Source organism: Brevundimonas sp. BH3, from assembly GCF_045345115.1.
GTDB lineage: Bacteria > Pseudomonadota > Alphaproteobacteria > Caulobacterales > Caulobacteraceae > Brevundimonas.
Genome location: NZ_CP150796.1, coordinates 2,474,258 through 2,490,825, shown reverse-complemented (window position 1 = coordinate 2,490,825; position 16,568 = coordinate 2,474,258). Strand labels below are relative to the sequence as shown.

Annotated in this window: 17 protein-coding genes; 7 read left to right on the top strand and 10 right to left on the bottom strand. The window is 61.2% G+C overall.

Going from position 1 to position 16,568, the window contains the following annotated elements; genetic code table 11:
- The first annotated feature begins 35 nt into the window (after nt 1-35).
- Nucleotides 36-470 carry a SufE family protein gene (locus WEU32_RS12255; RefSeq protein WP_312135646.1) on the top strand — a complete coding sequence of 145 codons (435 nt, stop codon included), beginning with the start codon at nt 36-38 and terminating at the stop codon, nt 468-470.
- Here WEU32_RS12255 and WEU32_RS12250 read toward each other — a convergent pair.
- The 4 genes from WEU32_RS12250 to WEU32_RS12235 all read right to left on the bottom strand — a co-directional run bounded on the left by WEU32_RS12250 (nt 467) and on the right by WEU32_RS12235 (nt 4,121).
- Nucleotides 467-1,402 (bottom strand): bifunctional riboflavin kinase/FAD synthetase, encoded by a 936-nt coding sequence (locus WEU32_RS12250; protein ID WP_406852085.1) that lies wholly within the window; start codon nt 1,400-1,402, stop codon nt 467-469. The two genes, WEU32_RS12255 and WEU32_RS12250, sit on opposite strands and share 4 nt — an antisense overlap.
- A 12-nt stretch (nt 1,403-1,414) precedes the next feature.
- Nucleotides 1,415-1,876: a MaoC family dehydratase gene (locus WEU32_RS12245; protein ID WP_406852084.1), complete on the bottom strand. Its 462-nt coding sequence runs from the start codon at nt 1,874-1,876 to the stop codon at nt 1,415-1,417.
- Between the two features lie 52 nt (nt 1,877-1,928).
- Nucleotides 1,929-2,798: a TIGR01459 family HAD-type hydrolase gene (locus WEU32_RS12240; protein ID WP_406852083.1), complete on the bottom strand. Its 870-nt coding sequence runs from the start codon at nt 2,796-2,798 to the stop codon at nt 1,929-1,931.
- A gap of 66 nt (nt 2,799-2,864) precedes the next feature.
- Nucleotides 2,865-4,121 (bottom strand): EAL domain-containing protein, encoded by a 1,257-nt coding sequence (locus tag WEU32_RS12235; protein ID WP_312814015.1) that lies wholly within the window; start codon nt 4,119-4,121, stop codon nt 2,865-2,867.
- 117 nt (nt 4,122-4,238) lie between these two features.
- Here WEU32_RS12235 and WEU32_RS12230 point away from each other — a divergent pair, with 117 nt between their 5' ends.
- Complete coding sequence (locus tag WEU32_RS12230) at nt 4,239-5,009, top strand: SDR family NAD(P)-dependent oxidoreductase (protein WP_406852082.1); 771 nt, start codon at nt 4,239-4,241, stop codon at nt 5,007-5,009.
- Nucleotides 4,999-5,934 (top strand): lysophospholipid acyltransferase family protein, encoded by a 936-nt coding sequence (locus tag WEU32_RS12225; RefSeq protein ID WP_406852081.1) that lies wholly within the window; start codon nt 4,999-5,001, stop codon nt 5,932-5,934. The genes WEU32_RS12230 and WEU32_RS12225 overlap by 11 nt, the downstream gene beginning before the upstream one ends.
- Here the strand turns inward: WEU32_RS12225 and WEU32_RS12220 are convergent.
- The gene (locus tag WEU32_RS12220; RefSeq protein WP_312135660.1) at nt 5,901-6,419 is read right to left on the bottom strand and encodes a response regulator; all 519 of its coding nucleotides are present in this window, start codon (nt 6,417-6,419) and stop codon (nt 5,901-5,903) included. The genes WEU32_RS12225 and WEU32_RS12220 overlap by 34 nt on opposite strands.
- Complete coding sequence (locus WEU32_RS12215) at nt 6,419-6,619, bottom strand: DUF2093 domain-containing protein (RefSeq protein ID WP_312135662.1); 201 nt, start codon at nt 6,617-6,619, stop codon at nt 6,419-6,421. Before WEU32_RS12215 ends, WEU32_RS12220 begins: the two co-directional genes overlap by 1 nt.
- A 110-nt stretch (nt 6,620-6,729) precedes the next feature.
- Here WEU32_RS12215 and WEU32_RS12210 point away from each other — a divergent pair, with 110 nt between their 5' ends.
- Nucleotides 6,730-7,887, top strand: coding sequence for a P1 family peptidase (locus tag WEU32_RS12210; protein WP_406852080.1), 1,158 nt, complete (start codon nt 6,730-6,732; stop codon nt 7,885-7,887).
- Here the strand turns inward: WEU32_RS12210 and xseA are convergent.
- Entirely contained in the window at nt 7,884-9,371 is a 1,488-nt protein-coding gene (gene xseA / locus WEU32_RS12205) for an exodeoxyribonuclease VII large subunit (RefSeq protein WP_406852079.1), read from the bottom strand. The two genes, WEU32_RS12210 and xseA, sit on opposite strands and share 4 nt — an antisense overlap.
- Before the next feature lie 90 nt (nt 9,372-9,461).
- Between xseA and WEU32_RS12200 the strand changes: the two genes are divergently transcribed.
- Nucleotides 9,462-9,893: a PRC-barrel domain-containing protein gene (locus WEU32_RS12200; RefSeq protein ID WP_406852078.1), complete on the top strand. Its 432-nt coding sequence runs from the start codon at nt 9,462-9,464 to the stop codon at nt 9,891-9,893.
- Between the two features lie 61 nt (nt 9,894-9,954).
- Complete coding sequence (gene purD / locus WEU32_RS12195) at nt 9,955-11,229, top strand: phosphoribosylamine--glycine ligase (RefSeq protein WP_406852077.1); 1,275 nt, start codon at nt 9,955-9,957, stop codon at nt 11,227-11,229.
- A gap of 42 nt (nt 11,230-11,271) precedes the next feature.
- Here purD and WEU32_RS12190 read toward each other — a convergent pair whose 3' ends face one another.
- The gene (locus WEU32_RS12190) at nt 11,272-12,027 is read right to left on the bottom strand and encodes a murein L,D-transpeptidase catalytic domain-containing protein (RefSeq protein ID WP_406852076.1); all 756 of its coding nucleotides are present in this window, start codon (nt 12,025-12,027) and stop codon (nt 11,272-11,274) included.
- Between the two features lie 301 nt (nt 12,028-12,328).
- Between WEU32_RS12190 and WEU32_RS12185 the strand changes: the two genes are divergently transcribed.
- The gene (locus tag WEU32_RS12185) at nt 12,329-12,832 is read left to right on the top strand and encodes a hypothetical protein (RefSeq protein WP_406852075.1); all 504 of its coding nucleotides are present in this window, start codon (nt 12,329-12,331) and stop codon (nt 12,830-12,832) included.
- A gap of 3 nt (nt 12,833-12,835) precedes the next feature.
- On the opposite strand, the gene WEU32_RS12180 is transcribed toward WEU32_RS12185, so the two are convergent.
- Nucleotides 12,836-15,097: a CHASE2 domain-containing protein gene (locus WEU32_RS12180; RefSeq protein ID WP_406852074.1), complete on the bottom strand. Its 2,262-nt coding sequence runs from the start codon at nt 15,095-15,097 to the stop codon at nt 12,836-12,838.
- A 51-nt stretch (nt 15,098-15,148) separates the two neighbouring features.
- Entirely contained in the window at nt 15,149-16,558 is a 1,410-nt protein-coding gene (locus tag WEU32_RS12175) for a FecR domain-containing protein (RefSeq protein WP_406852073.1), read from the bottom strand.
- Between the last annotated feature and the right edge of the window lie 10 nt (nt 16,559-16,568).

Below are 16,568 nucleotides of genomic sequence, written 5' to 3'. Positions count from 1 at the left end.
TGTGAACCGCGCAGTGGGGAGGGTAAGGAACGCTCATGACCGATACTGCCTCTGCCCCCATCCAATCCGTCCTTGATGAACTGATCGAGGAATTCGACCTGCTGGGCGATTGGGAAGGCCGGATCGAATATGTGATCGATCTGGGCAAGGATTTGAAACCCCTGCCCGAAGAGGCACGCATCGATGCCAATAAGGTGCCGGGCTGTGCCGCTCAGGTCTGGCTGAACAGCCGCCGCGAGGGCGATGTCCTGTTCTTTGATGCGGATTCCGACAGCGCCCTGTCCAAAGGCAATATCGCGCTGTTGCTGCGTCTCTATTCGGGACGTAAGGCGGACGAGATTCTAGGCTTTGATGCCAAGGCGGCGCTGGATCGTCTGGGTCTACCGTCTGCCTTGACGCGCCAGCGGGCCAATGGCCTCAATTCGATGGTGGGTCGTATCCGCGAGGCGGCGCTACTAGCGAAAGCCTAAGCGGCCAAGACCTCTTTGGCCCTGCGGGTGTCTTCCGCGATCTGGACCTTGAGCGCGTCCAGACCATCAAACTTCAGCTCGGGGCGCAGGAAGGCCACCAGTTCGGTTTCGACCGTCAGATCGTAAAGGCTCTCGTTGAAGTCGAACAGCCAGACTTCGAGCAGCGGGTCTTGGATCTCGTACATCGGGCGGATGCCCAGATTGGCGACGCCGCCAAACACGCGCCCGTCCGGCAGTCGGGTACGGGTGGCATAGACGCCATAGGCGGGACGCATATAGTCCGGCATGGCGATATTGGCGGTGGGAATGCCAATGGTGCGACCACGCTTGTCGCCGTGGATCACCTTGCCTTCAATGGCAAAGGGGCGACCCAGAATGGCCGTGGCACGGTCCATATCACCGGCTTTCAGCGCCTCGCGCACAGCAGACGATGACAGTTTCAGACCGTCCGCATCATCCTTGCGCGGGGTCAGCGAGACACTGAAGCCCAGTTTTTCGCCGTACTGCGTGAGAAGGTCGGGCGAGCCTGAGCGGCCCTTGCCGAAGGTGAAGTCGAAACCAACGGCGGCATGGACAATACCGAGTCCTTCGGACAGCACTTCGCGGGCAAAGGCCTCGTCGCTCAGGCTGGCCATCTCGCGCTCGAACGGCAGCAGATACAGGCGATCGACACCGAGGTCTTCCAATGCGCGGGCCATCTGGTCCGGCGTCATCAGGGCAAAGGGTGCGGCGTCCGGTTGGAACAGGCGGCGCGGATGCGGATAGAAGCTGACCACGCCCAGCGGCACCCCCAGACGCCGGGCGGCCTCGCGGGCCGAGGCGATCACGGCCTGATGGCCACGATGCACACCGTCAAAAGCGCCCACAGCCACAGCGGCTCCCTTTTGGGTGGCTGACAGGCCGCGCCAGTCGCGGATGACTTCTATCGCCACTTCGGTTCTACCTTAGCGGGCCGAGGGCTTGCGGCGACGCGGCACGCGCACCGTGGCGATGCCGTCCATGATCAGCTTGTCACCGACAAAGCCTTCACAGTTCAGTTCGACACGCGCCGATTCAGAATCGACCGAAATGACCGAAATCTGGATGCGCACGGTATCACCGATACGGACCGGATAATGGAAGGCCAGCGACTGTGAGATATAGATCGAACCGGCACCCGGCAGGACCGTGCCCACCACGGCCGAACCGAACGAGGCGCTCAGCAGACCGTGGGCGATACGGCCGCGATAGGCGGTCTTGGAGGCAAAAGCCTCGTCCAGATGGACGGGATTATAGTCATCCGAAGCATCGGCAAACAGCTGGATGCGTTCTTCCGTGACCGGAATGATCTTCTCTGCGGCCATGCCGACATGAAGTTCTTCGAGGATGTAACCACCCGACGGGTGTCCTTGGACGAGATTGCTCATAGCGCTGCTTTACGTCAGGTGAAATTGTTTGGCGATAGAGGGGGCCGCGGCCTTACCACGTCAAGGCTAGAGCGGCATAGCGCGATGTCGTGTTTTCGTCATCAAGCAGCTTGGCCGCTCGCGCGGGATCCAGCATACCCTCACCATCCTTGGCGGCATCGCCATGAATGCCCTGTGCGATAAACAGGCAGTCCAGTTGGTGGTTCTGCGCACCTAGAACGTCGGTAATCACACCATCGCCAATGCACAGGACACGCTTGGGATCGACGGAACCGCCCACAAGTTTTTCGGCCTCGGCCAGAGCCAGATCATAGATGGGGGCAAACGGTTTGCCCGCCATGATGACCTTGCCGCCCATCTCTTCATAGAGATCGGCAATGGCACCGGCGCAATAGATGATCTGGTCGCCCTTCTGGACCACGCGGTCGGGGTTGGCGCAGATCAGATCCAGACCGCGCTCGGCGGCAGGCGTCAGGCGCTCGCGATAATCTTCGGGGGTTTCGGTGGCATCATCGACCAGTCCGGTCACCGAAACAAAGGCGGCGTCAGCGGCATTGTCCACCAGTGTCAGGCCGGTGCCTTCATAGGTGGTCGCGTCGCGTGCCGGACCGATAGCCAGTGCAGGTCCGGGGGCACGCTTGGCCAGTTCGGCGCGGGTGGCGTCGCCCGACGTGACAAAGGCTTTCCAGCTGGAACGCGGGACATTCAGGGCATCCAGTTGGGCGATGACATCGCTGGCCGGACGCGGAGAATTGGAAATCAGCACCACATGACCACCGCGCTCGTTAAAGCGGGTCAGGGCGTCGCAGGCCTCGGGCCAGCTTTCGCGACCATTATGTATGACCCCCCACACATCACAGAGCAGAACATCATAATCATCGGCAACAGCCGACAGTCGGGGCAGGGCGACAGGAAGTGACATGCGGGGCCATGTAGCAACCCCTGCGCCGGATGGCGAGAGGCCATCGAGCCTCGTCGCCGAGAGGGGTCAGTGACGGACGCGCCGTTCCACAGATTGCAGGGTCGAGCGAACAAAGTCCGAGGGTGGATCGGTTTCGGCCAGCACGGCTTCTTTGATGGCGCGCGGTTCGCCAAACAGGTGGCCCTGACCCATCGGCACATCCAGATCGAGAATATCGACGACCTGTTTCTCGTTCTCGACCTTTTCGGCAATCAATTCCAGGCCGTATCGACGCACCAGAGGCGCAAAATCGGCGGCCTGGATGTCCGGCTGTGATGCCAGCGGCACCATGCCATCCATATCCAGAAGTTGCTCGATCATCAGATCGGCAGCGATCTTGATAAAGCGCACGTCCGAGCGTTGCAGGTCGGCAAAATCCAGATCCAGCGTCTGCACCTTGTCGATGGAGAAGCGGAAGCCCAGATCGGCCAGCTTGGCCATGTTGCGGGCCTCGGCCGCGCCCCGGGCCTCGAATACAGCCTGGCCCAGTTCGAAGATCAGGGCGTCCTTCAGGTCGCGGTTCTGGCTCAGGAAGTCGAGAAATTGCGGGAAGAAGGTTTCATCCCCCAGCGAAGACAGCGAGATGTTGCAGAATACACCAACCTTGCGGTCCTGACGGCTGAGGCGACGCACGATTTGCGCACAGCGGAACAGCAAAAGGTTGTCGATGGCCGGAACCAGACCTTCGCTCTCGGCCAGCGAAAGATATTCGCTGGGCAGCATCAGGCGGCCGTTTGCATCGCGCAGGCGCGTGAAGCTTTCATAATAGACAGTGCGACGCTGGGGCAGGGTGACGACAGGTTGCAGATAAAGGTCCACACGCCCTTCGGACAGGGCGTCATGGACCGTCCGCATGAGGCTGTTGCCATTGACGGGCGGGCGGGCCTCCACGACCGCAGGCTGGGCGAGGCGTTCCTCGATCGAGGCGCTCATCTGCTGCAGCATGTCTTCCAGAACGCGTACTTCGCCGGTCAGCGCGTCGGTGCGCGACACAGGGCCGTTCTCGATGGCATAGGCCAATTGCGTCATCGCGCCCTGGGTTGATTCCATAGCATCGGCCAAAAGACGGTGCGCTTCTTTCAGTTTGGAAAGATCACGTTGCAGCGCGCGACGTTCATTCGTCACCGCAGCCAGCGCACAGGCCGATCCCAGCAGGCCCAGCGAACCTATCGCTGCGGCCACACCGGCCCCTACGCCCCATCCGGCACGCCAGAGGGTGGCTCCAACTGCGAGAGACAGAAAGAGACAGCCGAAAAAAAGTAATCCGCCGGTGATTTTCTGCATGAAGGGTGCGGTCACTTTCCTAGTGGATTTGGCACTCTAACAAGGTAACCAAGGACTGGGCTTAACATTTACCATCATAGTGAACAATTAAGCCAAGCCTTAGGGGAGAGGGATCAAATGGAATTGTTCGATTTAAGTGGCAAGGTCGCCATCGTGACAGGCTCGTCCAAGGGGATCGGCAAAGCGATTGCCGAACGTCTGGCCGAACACGGGGCCAAGGTGGTGATTTCTTCGCGCAAAGCCGAGCCTTGCGAGGCCGTGGCGCAGGCGATCAATGAAAAAAACGGTGAGGGCCGTGCCATTGCCATTCCGGCCAATATTGCCTCCAAAGACGACTTGCAGCGTCTGGTGGATGATACGCGCGCTGTCTTTGGCAAGATCGACATTCTGGTTTGTAACGCCGCGACCAACCCCTATGCCGGACCGATGGCGGGTATTTCCGACGAGCAGTTCGGCAAAATCCTTCAGAACAATGTCGTGTCCAACCACTGGCTGATCCAGATGGTTGCGCCCGAAATGCTGGAACGCAATGACGGTTCGATCCTGATTATTTCCTCGATTGGCGGCCTTCGCGGCAACGCCTTGATCGGGGCCTATAACATTTCCAAGGCGGCCGATATGCAGCTGGCGCGCAATCTGGCGGTGGAATATGGCCCGCAAAATGTGCGTGTGAACTGTATCGCGCCGGGGCTGATTAAAACCGATTTTGCGCGTTATCTGTGGGAAGATCCGCAGACCCTCAAATCGGTCACAGAACCGGCACCTTTAAAAAGGATTGGATTGCCGGATGAAATTGCCGGCACAGCAGTCTATCTGTGCAGCCCTGCGTCGGCCTATGTAACGGGACAGACGCTCGTGGTGGATGGCGGATTGACGATTGCCTGGTGACAACAAGCATAAGGTAGCCTTTGGACAGGACCTGACGTGGCGGCTGCAATCCGTCGCTTTTTCGGGTCTGTTCGGGGCTTTGCGCCTGATCGGTGTGGATGCCGCGTCAAGCTTCGGAGGCGGGCTGTTGCGCGCTCTCGGGCCCTTGACGGGCACCCACAAGACGGTGCTGCGCAACCTGTTGATAGCCTTCCCCGAAAAGCCTGAAAGCTGGCGACAGCAGATGGCCCGTGACCAGTGGGAAATGACGGGTCGCACCTTTGCCGAACTGGCGGTGATGGATCGCCTGACCCCTGAAAGCGGCCGGATCGAGATTGTCGGTCTGGAGCGGCTGCATGCGGTGCGTGACAGCGGCAAGCCGGTGGTGCTGATTTCGGGACATCTGGCCAATTTCGAGGTGATGGCAGCGGTCATCATGCATGCGGGTGTGCCGTGTCAGGTCACCTATCGTGCAGCCAACAATCCCTATGTGGACAAGCAAATCCGCGAGGCCCGCGCGCGTTACGGTATCCGCCTGTTCGCCCCCAAGGGCGATGGTACGCGCGAACTGGTGGCGGGGATGAAGCGCGGCGATTCCATCGCCCTGCTGGTAGACCAGAAATATAATGAAGGGCCGGAGGTCGAGTTCTTTGGTCAGCCGGTCAATGCGTCGCCGGGCGCAGCGCGTCTTGCCAAGAAGTTCGACACAGTGATGTTGCCGCTATCGGTGGTGCGCCTGAAGGGCGCGCGGTTCCGCGTGACCGCCCACGAGCCGATTGCCATCCCCGATACGGGCGATAAGGCCGCCGATGTGCTGGCCGGTATTAAGGCCGCGAACCGCTTTGTCGAAGATCGTGTGCGCGAAAATCCGGTGGACTGGTTCTGGGTCCACAAGCGCTGGCCTCAAAAGGTTTATGACAGGCTGAAAGTGGGCAAAGACGACTGAAGGTCACCTTCGCGCCGGAACGGGCCTTCATAGTCCAGAGTGGTTGTGCGCCTGCGGTCAGGCCCGAAAAAGGTTTCTGTCCGTACAAAGGCGCGCGGCTTCAGGATCACGGCCTCTATCTTTTTCATCAGGTCGTTGATGATCACGGGCTTGGTGACAAACTCGGTCACACCTGCATCACGGGCTTCGGTCACGCGTGAACGCTCCGAATGGCCGGTCATCATGATGATGGGCAGATAGGGATGGGGGCTGATCGTCTCGTTGCGGAACAGGCGGGTCAGGACAACACCGTCTACCGGCTCCATACGGAAATCGACAATGGCAATGTCGATGGCATGACTATGGACCAGTTCAAAAGCCTGATTACGATTTTCGGCTTCGCTGATCCTGCCGACACCGACCGATTTGAGCATTGTGGACAGGATCGAACGCATATTGGCGTTGTCATCGACCAGCAGGATATGCAGCGTTCCCAGTCCCGACATCAGGCGTCACGGGCTTTCATATATTCCAGCGGCCCCGCATAGGCTTCTTGCCGCTCGACAGACCAGTAGCGCAAGGCGGGAAGGGCAATAAGCTGGCTGGTCGTTGCACAACGCACATGACTGCCATTTTTCAAAACGGCAAACTCGCCATCACCATAGTGAAGCGTGGCGATCGTCGGGGCGGGGGCCGTTTGGGTCATGGGGTGGGGTCGTAACCATTCTGGGCGGATGCACGAATCAGTCGCACATTGACTTCAATGTGTCGCGGGAAAAGGGGGCTGTGAAGGTGGCGCTTAGAGGGGCAATTGTTTTGACTGTTTTCCTGGCCTTGCAGGGGGGCAGTGTCGCAGCGCACGACATGAATAGTCGTGATCGCGATGGCGGTATTCGTGCCTTGGGCCGCGCGCCCGGTGTGCTGCCGACAGGCCCGCTGAATGCCATTACGGATGTGACGGGTGTGCGCGTGGGTCAGGTGACGCTGAACCACGGTGAAAATATTCGCACGGGCGTGACGGCCATCCTGCCCCACGGGGGTGACCTGTTCCGTGACAAGGTGCCTGCGGGCCTCAAGGTCGCCAATGGCTATGGCAAGCTGGCGGGCGCGACCCAGATCATCGAACTGGGCGAGATCGAAAGCCCGATTGTGCTGACCAATACCCTGTCGGTCGGGGCGGCGATGGAAGGCGTGGTGCGCTGGACGTTGGCGCAACCCGGACATGAGGATATCCGCTCGGTCAATGCGGTGGTGGGCGAGACCAATGACGGCGGGCTTAACGATATTCGCGGCCTTCATGTGCGGCCCGAACATGTGATCGCAGCGATTGAAAACGCGACGACCGGCCCCGTTGCCGAGGGAGCTGTGGGCGCGGGCACCGGCACGATTGCCTTTGGTTTCAAGGGCGGGATCGGCACCTCGTCACGGCAACTGCCGCAAAGCCTTGGCGGTTTTACTGTCGGGGTGCTGGTGCAGTCCAACTATGGTGGTCTGCTGACGATTGACGGTGTGCCGGTGGGGGCCGAGATCGGGCGCTATTATCTGAAAGATGCCGTCGAGGCCGAAAAGCCGGATGGCTCGATCATGATTATGGTGGCCACCGATGCGCCGCTGTCGGACCGTAATCTGGAGCGGTTGGCAGAGCGGGCCTTTGCCGGTCTGGCCCGCACAGGCGCGGCCTATTCCAACGGATCGGGCGACTATGCCATCGCGTTTTCGACCCATGAGGGTGTGCGCCGGACAGCGGCCCGCCGTGAAGAACAGGCGGCTGTTCAGGACTGGCCCAATGATCGCATGTCACCGCTGTTTGTCGCGGTGGCCGAGGCAACGGAAGAGGCCATCATCAACTCGATGCTGAAGGCGACAACGACGCGGTCTATCGTTAATGGCCGCGAGGTGGTGATCGAAGCGCTGGATGTGGAACAGGTGCGGACCATTCTGGACCGCGCCCGTCCTTTGAGCGCCCGTCCTTAAAACAGGCTGCCCTGATTGGCGGGCGGAGCCTTGGGTTTCGGTCCCGGTTTGGGCGTGGCGGCCACAGGCGCTGGCGGCGGTGTGGTGCTGCCGCCTTCGCCAATGATGGCAGGGCGCTGGCCGTCACCGAACACCAGTGACACCTGTTGGCCCTCATGCAGCTTGTGGGCCGAGGTGATCCACTGGCCGTTGCTGTCCTCGACACGGGCAAAGCCCGGCTTGGGTCGAGCCGGATCAAGCGATGCCAGAGCGCGGGATAGGGCAGCAAGGCGTTCGCTGTCACGCTGAAGGCGGCGATCTACAGCAGGCTTGAAGCGGGCGTCCAGTGCTGACAGGCGATCGGCGCGACGCTCGATCGGGCGGTTTAGCAAGGTCGGGTTTAGGCGGGCCGAGATACGGGTCAGGCGTTGTTCGTGCACGCTGGCATTGCGGTGAAGGGCCGAGCCCAGACGGCTGGAGGCCAGATCAAGACGCTGTTGCGGCAGGGCCAGAAGATCGTCGGGGCGTGACGGCAGTCCGCGTGCCACCGCCATCAGGCGCGTGCGGCGATCTTCCAGAAGACGTGCCCCCGAACGGCGCAGGCGGGTCTCTAAATCCGACAACCCCCATTGCAGTTCAGCCAGAACCGGCGTCGCCATTTCGGCAGCCCCCGTGGGGGTGGGCGCACGGCGGTCCGATACAAAGTCGATCAGGGTGGTGTCTGTCTCGTGGCCGACCGCCGAGATGATCGGGATGCGGGCCTCGGCCACAGTGCGGGCAAGGTCTTCGTCGTTAAAGCCCCAAAGGTCTTCAACCGAGCCACCGCCACGCGCAACGATCAGAAGGTCGGGACGCGGGATCGGGCCGTCCGGTGTCATGGCGTCAAAGCCACGCACGGCATTGGCCACCTGTTTGGCAGCTGCATCGCCCTGCACGATCACAGGCCAGACAATGACGCGGCAGGGCCAGCGGTCCGAGATGCGATGAAGAATGTCGCGGATCACCGCGCCGGTCGGACTGGTAATCACGCCGATGGTGGCGGGGAAGGCGGGCAGGGGCTTTTTGCGCGACGGCTCGAACAGGCCCTCTTCGCGCAGGCGGGCCTTGATGCGCTCTAGCTGGGCCAGCAGGGCACCGGCACCGGCAGGCTCCATGCTCTCGATGACGATCTGGTAGGAGGAGCGCGCAGGATAGGATGTGATCTTGCCGGTGACGATGACCTCAAGGCCCGTTTCCGGCTGGGCGCTCAGCGTACGCACCACGCCCTTCCAGATCACGCCATCAATGGCGGCCTTGTCGTCCTTCAAGGTCAGATAGACGTGACCCGACGAGTGGCGTGTGACCTTGGAAATCTCGCCGCGAATACGCACATGACCGAAACGGTCCTCGAGCGTGCGCTTCAGCGCAAAGCTGAGTTCCGAAATGGAAAGGGCCGGATTATTGTCGCGGGCCTCTGGCTGTGCGGCAGGAGGGGCACCCTCGAAGGCGTAGTCGTCGTCGCTCATAGGCCCAGCCTAGCGCGATGTGGACGATACGGGAACGGTGTGGGTGCGCTTTCGTTGTTTTAGGACCTCACAGATCTGAAAGGCGAGACCATGCGTTTGATTGCGACTCTTCTAGCTGGTGCCAGCTTGCTGGCGGTGGCGGCCTGCGGTGACAATAAAACCGACGATGTGGTGCAAACTCCGGCAAGTGGTGGCGCAGCCCAGCCTGTCAGTGAACAAAAGGCGGATCAGGTCACAGCCCAAGCCGCTCTGGCCCTGGGCATGACCCGTAAAGAGCTGGAAGATGCCGATCTGGTTACCCCTACAGGGGCTGATCTCGGCGATGTGGACAGTCTGGTTCTGGATGCCGCCGGCAAGGTGACGCATCTGGTTGTCGAGATAAACAATACGGATGATGTGAAGGTTCTGTTGCCGCTGGATCGCGTGTCGGCGCATACCCAGCCAGATGGCGGCAAGGACCTGAAAACCAGCATGACCACCACCGAACTGTTGTCGCTGCCGAAATACGTTCCCGCAGCCTAAAGCGCGGCTTAACCCCGTTAGGCGCTTGACGATGGGGGCCTAACGGGGTCATTCGGCAGACATGAAGATTCTGCTCGTCGGATCCGGGGGGCGCGAGCACGCTCTCGCCTGGAAAATCGCCCAATCGCCCCGCGTTTCGCGGCTTGTCATTGCGCCTGGTAATCCCGGCATGGCGCAACACGGCGAGCTTGTCCCCGATATCAAGGCCACCGATGTGGCCGGTATCGTGAATCTGGCCCAAAGCATGTCGGCCGATCTGGTTGTTGTCGGTCCCGAGGCCGCACTGGCCGAAGGTCTGGCTGACCAGTTGGCCCGTCTGAACATTCCGTGCTTTGGCCCCTCGGCCAAGGCGGCGCAGCTGGAAACCTCCAAGGCGTTTTCCAAGGCGTTTCTGGCCCGTCACGATATCCCGACCGCCCGTTATGGGGCCTATGAGGATGTGGCCGAAGCCAAGGCGGCTTTGGCCGAATATAGCGCCCCCTATGTCATCAAGGCCGATGGTCTGGCGGCAGGTAAGGGCGTGGCCATCAGCCCCGACCGCCAAGATGCCGAGGCCGAGATCGAGCGCATGCTGGGCGGCCGTTTCGGCAGCGCCGGTTCGCGCGTGGTGATCGAAGAATTCATGGACGGCGAAGAGGGCAGCCTGTTTGCCCTGTCCGACGGCACGCGGGCTGTGCTGTTCGGGGGTGCCCAGGATCATAAACGTGCTTTTGACGGCGATACGGGGCCGAACACCGGCGGCATGGGGGCCTATTCGCCTGCGCCGGTCTTTACGCCTGATTTCGTCAAGGCTGCCAATGATCTGGTGGTCCAGCCGACGATCCAGAAAATGGCCGAGGAAGGTGCACCCTATCGCGGTGTGCTCTATGCCGGTCTGATGGCGACCCGCGAAGGCCCCAAGGTCGTCGAGTTCAATGCCCGTTTCGGTGATCCGGAATGTCAGGTGCTGATGATGCGCCTTGACGGGGACATCGTTCCGCTGCTGCTGGCCTGTGCCAAGGGCGATCTGTCTCAGGCCCCTGTGCCGAACTTCAAGCCGGGTGTGGTCATCACGGTGGTGATGGCGGCCAAGGGGTATCCCGACAGCCCGCTGGAAGGTTCGATCATCCGCGGTGCAGATCAGGATTTCGGCCCGCATGTGCAGGTCTTCCACGCCGGAACCAAGCGCCGTGATGACGGATCACTGGTGGCGGCGGGTGGTCGCGTACTGAACGTCTGTGCCTATGGTGCTGACATTACCGAAGCCCGCGAACGCGCCTATGAGGCCGTGGCCAAGATCGACTGGCCGGGCGGTTTTTATCGCACCGATATCGGCTGGCGCGCGATCGGCCGCTAATATTTTTAGGGGGAAGGTTTCGGCCTTCCCCTTTTTCTTTGATCAGTTCATGGCGAACAACAGACGCCCCTCACCCATGCGTTCACGCAGGGCCGTCAGGTCGGCATGGCTGCACGAGAAACAGCCATACGAGCGGCCCAGCTTGCCTTGACGGGCGAGGAAGGCCGGATCGGCATAGTCGGCCCCGTGCACAATAATGGCGCGTTGGCGGGCCAGATTGTTGGAATATTCCAGACCATCCAGCAGCACGTTCGGACCTTGTTGTGGCCCCCATGACGGACCGGCGGTTACATAGCTGCCTAGCGAGGACATATGGCTGTCAGGCTGGTTCGAAAACCGCTCGGCATAACCGCTATGGGCCGGATCGGAGCCGCGTCCGTGGGAGGTGCGATAGGCCGTGACCCAGCCGCCATGCAGGTCGATTTCGTACAGGCGGTCAGTGCCGGAGAATTTCTGGAAATCCACCACATAGATACGGTCGCGCAGACTAATCCGGTGACCATGAGAATCCAGCGCAGCCTGCGCTCTTTGCATCAACTCGGGACGGACCAGGCCGTGTGGATCAAGGACGGTTCTAGGCGTTGCTGCCATGGCAGCAGGCGCGCGGGGCGGAGGGGGAACAGGGGCAGAAGGTGCAAAGCCTTGCGGGGCGGGGGGGATGGAAGAAGCGGTCGCACATCCGGCCAGAGCCATAGAGCCGCCAAAGATCAAACCCCGTCTCGAAATCTGCATACTGGTATCCCTTGTGGCAGTGTGCGCGATCAGGCTGTGCAGCCTTTCAGCAATGCGCGACGCCATAAAAACCTTTGGAATCCAAACAATACAAGCGGGGCCGTTGTTCTGCCTTGATGGTTGTGCAGTTTGAAGGTGGAAATAGGGGCCGGACTGTGAACTGAACCATAAGCCGGTGCGTGCCGCAAAGCCTGATACAGCGGGATCATGGGGCTTGGTTACCGTGTGCGGCGGCAAATGGGGCGCAAAATATGGCTGTTGCGCGGGCGCTGATAACTTTCGCGTGATAGTGGAACCCTTTGCCAAATGTGCTTATCTGGCGATGTAACCAAGGTTCGGAGTGACGATGTCGAGACTGGCTTGGGTAATGAATAGTCACCGCGCAGGTTTTTCTGTGATGGCGGCTGTGGCTATGGCTGGCCTGTCGGCCTGTAGCGCAGGGCCGGAACTGCGTGTCGAACAGGCCCCCCAACAGGCGATCACCTTTGGCAGCCTTGCTGTGCTGGAAGCCGATTCCGATGCCCGCGCAGCCATAGCCGTGACCCGCATCCTGCAAGAACAATACGGCATTCAGGCCGGAGACGACTGGCAACTGGTGGCGACACTGGCCCTGCGTCCGGTCGAGGTCGGCAGTTTCAGTGACCCGGACGGACGCGACGGTGTCTGGACCGAGACACCGCGTATTGTCGGGGCGCGTCGCGGGCCGGGTCTGCATGTGCTGACGGTAGTGGCTACCTCCAAGGACGGCAGCACCAACCGCGTGGCGCGAGTTTCGGCACGCGGTCCGGTGGATGAAACACCCGACGAACTGATACAGTTACTGGCCGATGCTGCCGCTACACTTCTGGTCGAAGGCGCGCCGTCTCAATAGCCCTTACTCGCCATCAAAGGCGGGCAGGGTGATATAGAAACAAGCCCCGCTATAGGGCGGGATAATGCCAGGGGGTGGCTCGATAGTAATCTGGCCACCATGGCGCTGGATGACTGTGTGGACAAAGGCCAGACCCAGACCCGAACCCGCCACATTGCCACCGGCAAAGGGTTGGAACAGGCGCGCCTTCATATCGTCGTCGAGGCCGGGCCCCTGATCGCAGATCATCAGCAAAATCCGGTTGTCGAGACGTGACAGCGTACAGGCGATCAAACGACCTGTGGGGGTATGGCGAATTGCGTTGTCCAGCAGGTTGATAATGACGCGCCGCATCAGGGCGGTATCGGCCTCGACCAGATATTCTTCGCCGTCATCGGGCACTATCAGCTCCACACCCTTGGCGGCGGACTGGGGCCACAGGGTATCGGCGGCCTCGGTGACCAGATCGGCCAGATTCACCACATCAAAGGTCAGCACCTGGTTTTCCGCGCGCGACAACTGCACATAGCCTTCGGCCAGATTCAGCGTCTGGCGAGCATTGCGCCGAATATGGTCTTCCAGATTTTCAGGCCGGTTCGGATTGTCCAGCAGGGTCAGGATCGACACCTGCGGCGCGCGCATATCGTGTCCCAGAAGCTGCAAGGTGCGCTGGCGTTCACGCTCGGCGGCCCGCAGATGACTGACGTCGGCCAGACGCACGATCAGGCCGGTTGATCGCTGGAGCGTGTCGGTCAGGGCGGCAATGGCGATCTGGATCGAGCGACCGTCTTCGAGCTGTATCTCGTCCCGTTCGCTGTTGTCGGCATCAATCAATAACCGCCACTCGCGCAGCCCGATACTGTGGAAGAGCGTTTCCAGATGCGCCCCTTCCAGCGTCAGGGCCGGAAACAGGTGATGGGCGCGGCGGTTGGCGATCAATACCACGCCGTCCAGATCGGTCATCAGGGCGGCATCGGGCAGGCTGTGGACCGACTGGGTGATATAGCGGTTGAAATCGCGGAACTGCTTCAAGGCCGAACTGAAGGACAGCACCTGGCGTGAGATTTCGTCGCCGCTCTTCCAGTCGTGAACCGGCGACAGGGCGGACAGCGGACGGGCAGCATCATCATTGCGAAGATCGTTCAGGGCCGAACGCATATAGGTGTAGGTAGCGGCCAGACGACGCCAGCTCCACAGGGGCCAGACAAAGATAACACCGGCACAGGCCGCCAGAGGCGGCCACCAGATTCCCAGTTTGAGGCCCGCCGCCGATGCTATCAGGGTCAGCGCGATCAGACCAAATCCCAACACCGTATTGGCAATCGGTCTGAGAGTCAGAAAACCCGTCAACATCACAGCCAGAGGTATCAGGGATAACAACGCCGCCAGCCAGCCCTCGGCGCGGATGATCGGCCTGTTGTCGAGTATGTTCTGGGCCAGAGAGGCGACGATATTTACCCCGGGCAACAAGGCTCCGTCATGGGTCGAAGGGGTGGCATAGCGGTCGCCCATGCCCTGGGCTGTGGCACCGACCAAGACCCTCTTGTCGCGCAGAAAATCGTCGGGCACCTCGCCGCGGAGGACATCAACAAACGAGACGCTGGGATAGGGGGCAATGCCGCGCGGATAGCGGATCAGCCGCGGCTGCAAGGCTTCGAGTGCGCCATTCTTATCCACATGCACATCAGGAGGGGCCTCGGCAAAGACGGAGACTTCAGATCCGTTGCGGGTGAGCAGCAAGGCCAGATGGGGCAGGACCTGCCCGTCGGCACTCACCCACAGGGGCAGGCTGCGTATCGTGCCGTCGCTGTCCGGCGTTAACAGACCGTGCCCCACACCGGCAGCGGCCGCTTGGAGGACAGGAGCGGGCAGGCTGACCGATGACAGCTTGCCATTCATGCCCGGTGTGTCGATGGCGGCGGGCAGATAGACATTGCCGGCCTTGGACATGGCCTGTGCCAGTACCGCATCATCCTCGGTCGGCTCGATGAACAGGACATCATAACCGACCGCCTTGGTTTGGGCGGCGGTCAGACGGTCGATCAGTGCGGCATGCTGGCTGCGCGGCCACGGCCATGCGCCGATGGCCTGCAAGCTGCGGTCGTCGATGGTGACGATGACGATATCGGGATGTGGCTGGGCCGCTGTCAGTTGGCTGACCGTGTCGTAAAACAGGTTGTCGCCGCGCTGGATGACCTGAGCCAGACTGAGCCATAAAACCAGCAGGACCGAAACGACGGCTGTGATGACCCATTCCATCAGGACGCGGGTCCCGAGGGGTGTCATGGCGGCGCGTCGTCCAGCTTTGTGGGGCAGTGATTGCAAACCGTTGGCCCGTTAGCGGGAAATGGTGAGGATTTCCGGCTGTGACCATACGGTCAGGCGATGACCGAAGCGATAACGGGTGCCCTCGACGCGCCAGCTATAGGTACCGGCGGGCAGGTCGGTCAGGGTAAAGCGGCTTTCGGTCAGGCCCGGTGTATCGAACAGGGGCTGACCCTGCGGATGGCCTTCATCGTCGGAGCGGGACAGCTGGAAGCGGAACGTGGCCTCGCCTTCACCTTCGGCACGCCATGCAAAACGATAGGTGCGGACCTGATCCAGCACGTCCATCGACTGCTCCAGACCCTCGACCGTGTTGAGGGCGCGGATGAAGTTGAAGGTACGAGCGCGGCCCTCGACGCCTTCGGGGGACACCGCACTGAGGCGCAGGAACCACTGTCCTTCGGCAAGATCGGTCAGGGCCAGAGCTTGGCCCGCAGGGGCTTCGATTTCGCCGACGGGGTCCAGCATACCGGCCTCGGCACCGATCCAGCCGCGCACTATGGCTGTACCTACAGGTGCCGTGGTCTCGAAACGCAGGCTCTTGCCGGTTTGAAGTGTGCTGGCGTCGCCCATGACGGGTGCCGACAGCAGGGTGACAGCCACAACACCGTCCTGACCCTGACGGGTGATGGCCCCCAGACCCGGTTCAAACAGATAGCCGCTGTCATTGCCCGAACTGGCTACGGCAACACGACCATCCAGAACGCCGGTCGAACTGATGCCTGAACGCTCATCATAGGCGACGCGGAAATCGGTGCCGCGCACAGCCGAGATGGCCGTAGGGGTTGTGACGCGGAAGGTGCCGGGACGCGGGCGCGTGGTGACACGGCTCTGGGCGCGGCCCTGATCGATGACCAGCCGGTGGTCGGCTGCATCATTGATGACAAAACGGCGCAGGCGATCCAGACGCACACGGCTGTTGGAGGGGATTACCGTATGGCTTCCGTCCGAAAACGACAGACGGGCAAAGGCGCCGGCACCGGTGGCGACGACATCGCCTTCCAGAAGGGTGGTGCCCTGTTCCAGCGGTACAGATTGGCTGGCGCGCAGAATTCGCACATCGCCACGAAAGCTTTCCAGACGGGCAGGATCGCTGCGGGTGCGTAACAGGGTCGGATCAATATCGAGCGTACGCCCCACAGGGATGCGGCGCGGATTGGCAATCGCATTATCGCGCTGAAGCTGGCGGTAGTCGCCGCTGGTACGCAGGTAATCGCGGGCCAGATCGATCAGGGTGTCCCCACGTTTTACCAGATACCGCAGCGGGGTTTCCGTCATGGGGGTCTGGGCAGGTTGGGCCGCTTGCGCGACGGCAGCCGAAGGCAGAACAGACAGCCTCATGACAGCAGCCAGAGACACACAGACCAGACGCAGATTTGCCGAAACAGGGGCGAAGTCGCGAGAAGGTGCGTATCTGGTCAAGGTTAAAGCG

Bases quoted from the DNA above. Each gene is read 5' to 3' on its own strand.
- WEU32_RS12255 (WP_312135646.1), top strand. From the start codon at position 36: ATGACCGATACTGCCTCTGCCCCCATCCAATCCGTCCTTGATGAACTG.
- WEU32_RS12245 (WP_406852084.1), bottom strand. From the start codon at position 1,876: ATGAGCAATCTCGTCCAAGGACACCCGTCGGGTGGTTACATCCTCGAA.
- WEU32_RS12240 (WP_406852083.1), bottom strand. From the start codon at position 2,798: ATGTCACTTCCTGTCGCCCTGCCCCGACTGTCGGCTGTTGCCGATGAT.
- WEU32_RS12235 (WP_312814015.1), bottom strand. From the start codon at position 4,121: ATGCAGAAAATCACCGGCGGATTACTTTTTTTCGGCTGTCTCTTTCTG.
- WEU32_RS12230 (WP_406852082.1), top strand. From the start codon at position 4,239: ATGGAATTGTTCGATTTAAGTGGCAAGGTCGCCATCGTGACAGGCTCG.
- WEU32_RS12220 (WP_312135660.1), bottom strand. From the start codon at position 6,419: ATGTCGGGACTGGGAACGCTGCATATCCTGCTGGTCGATGACAACGCC.
- WEU32_RS12215 (WP_312135662.1), bottom strand. From the start codon at position 6,619: ATGACCCAAACGGCCCCCGCCCCGACGATCGCCACGCTTCACTATGGT.
- xseA (WP_406852079.1), bottom strand. From the start codon at position 9,371: ATGAGCGACGACGACTACGCCTTCGAGGGTGCCCCTCCTGCCGCACAG.
- WEU32_RS12200 (WP_406852078.1), top strand. From the start codon at position 9,462: ATGCGTTTGATTGCGACTCTTCTAGCTGGTGCCAGCTTGCTGGCGGTG.
- purD (WP_406852077.1), top strand. From the start codon at position 9,955: ATGAAGATTCTGCTCGTCGGATCCGGGGGGCGCGAGCACGCTCTCGCC.
- WEU32_RS12190 (WP_406852076.1), bottom strand. From the start codon at position 12,027: ATGGCGTCGCGCATTGCTGAAAGGCTGCACAGCCTGATCGCGCACACT.
- WEU32_RS12185 (WP_406852075.1), top strand. From the start codon at position 12,329: ATGAATAGTCACCGCGCAGGTTTTTCTGTGATGGCGGCTGTGGCTATG.
- WEU32_RS12180 (WP_406852074.1), bottom strand. From the start codon at position 15,097: ATGACACCCCTCGGGACCCGCGTCCTGATGGAATGGGTCATCACAGCC.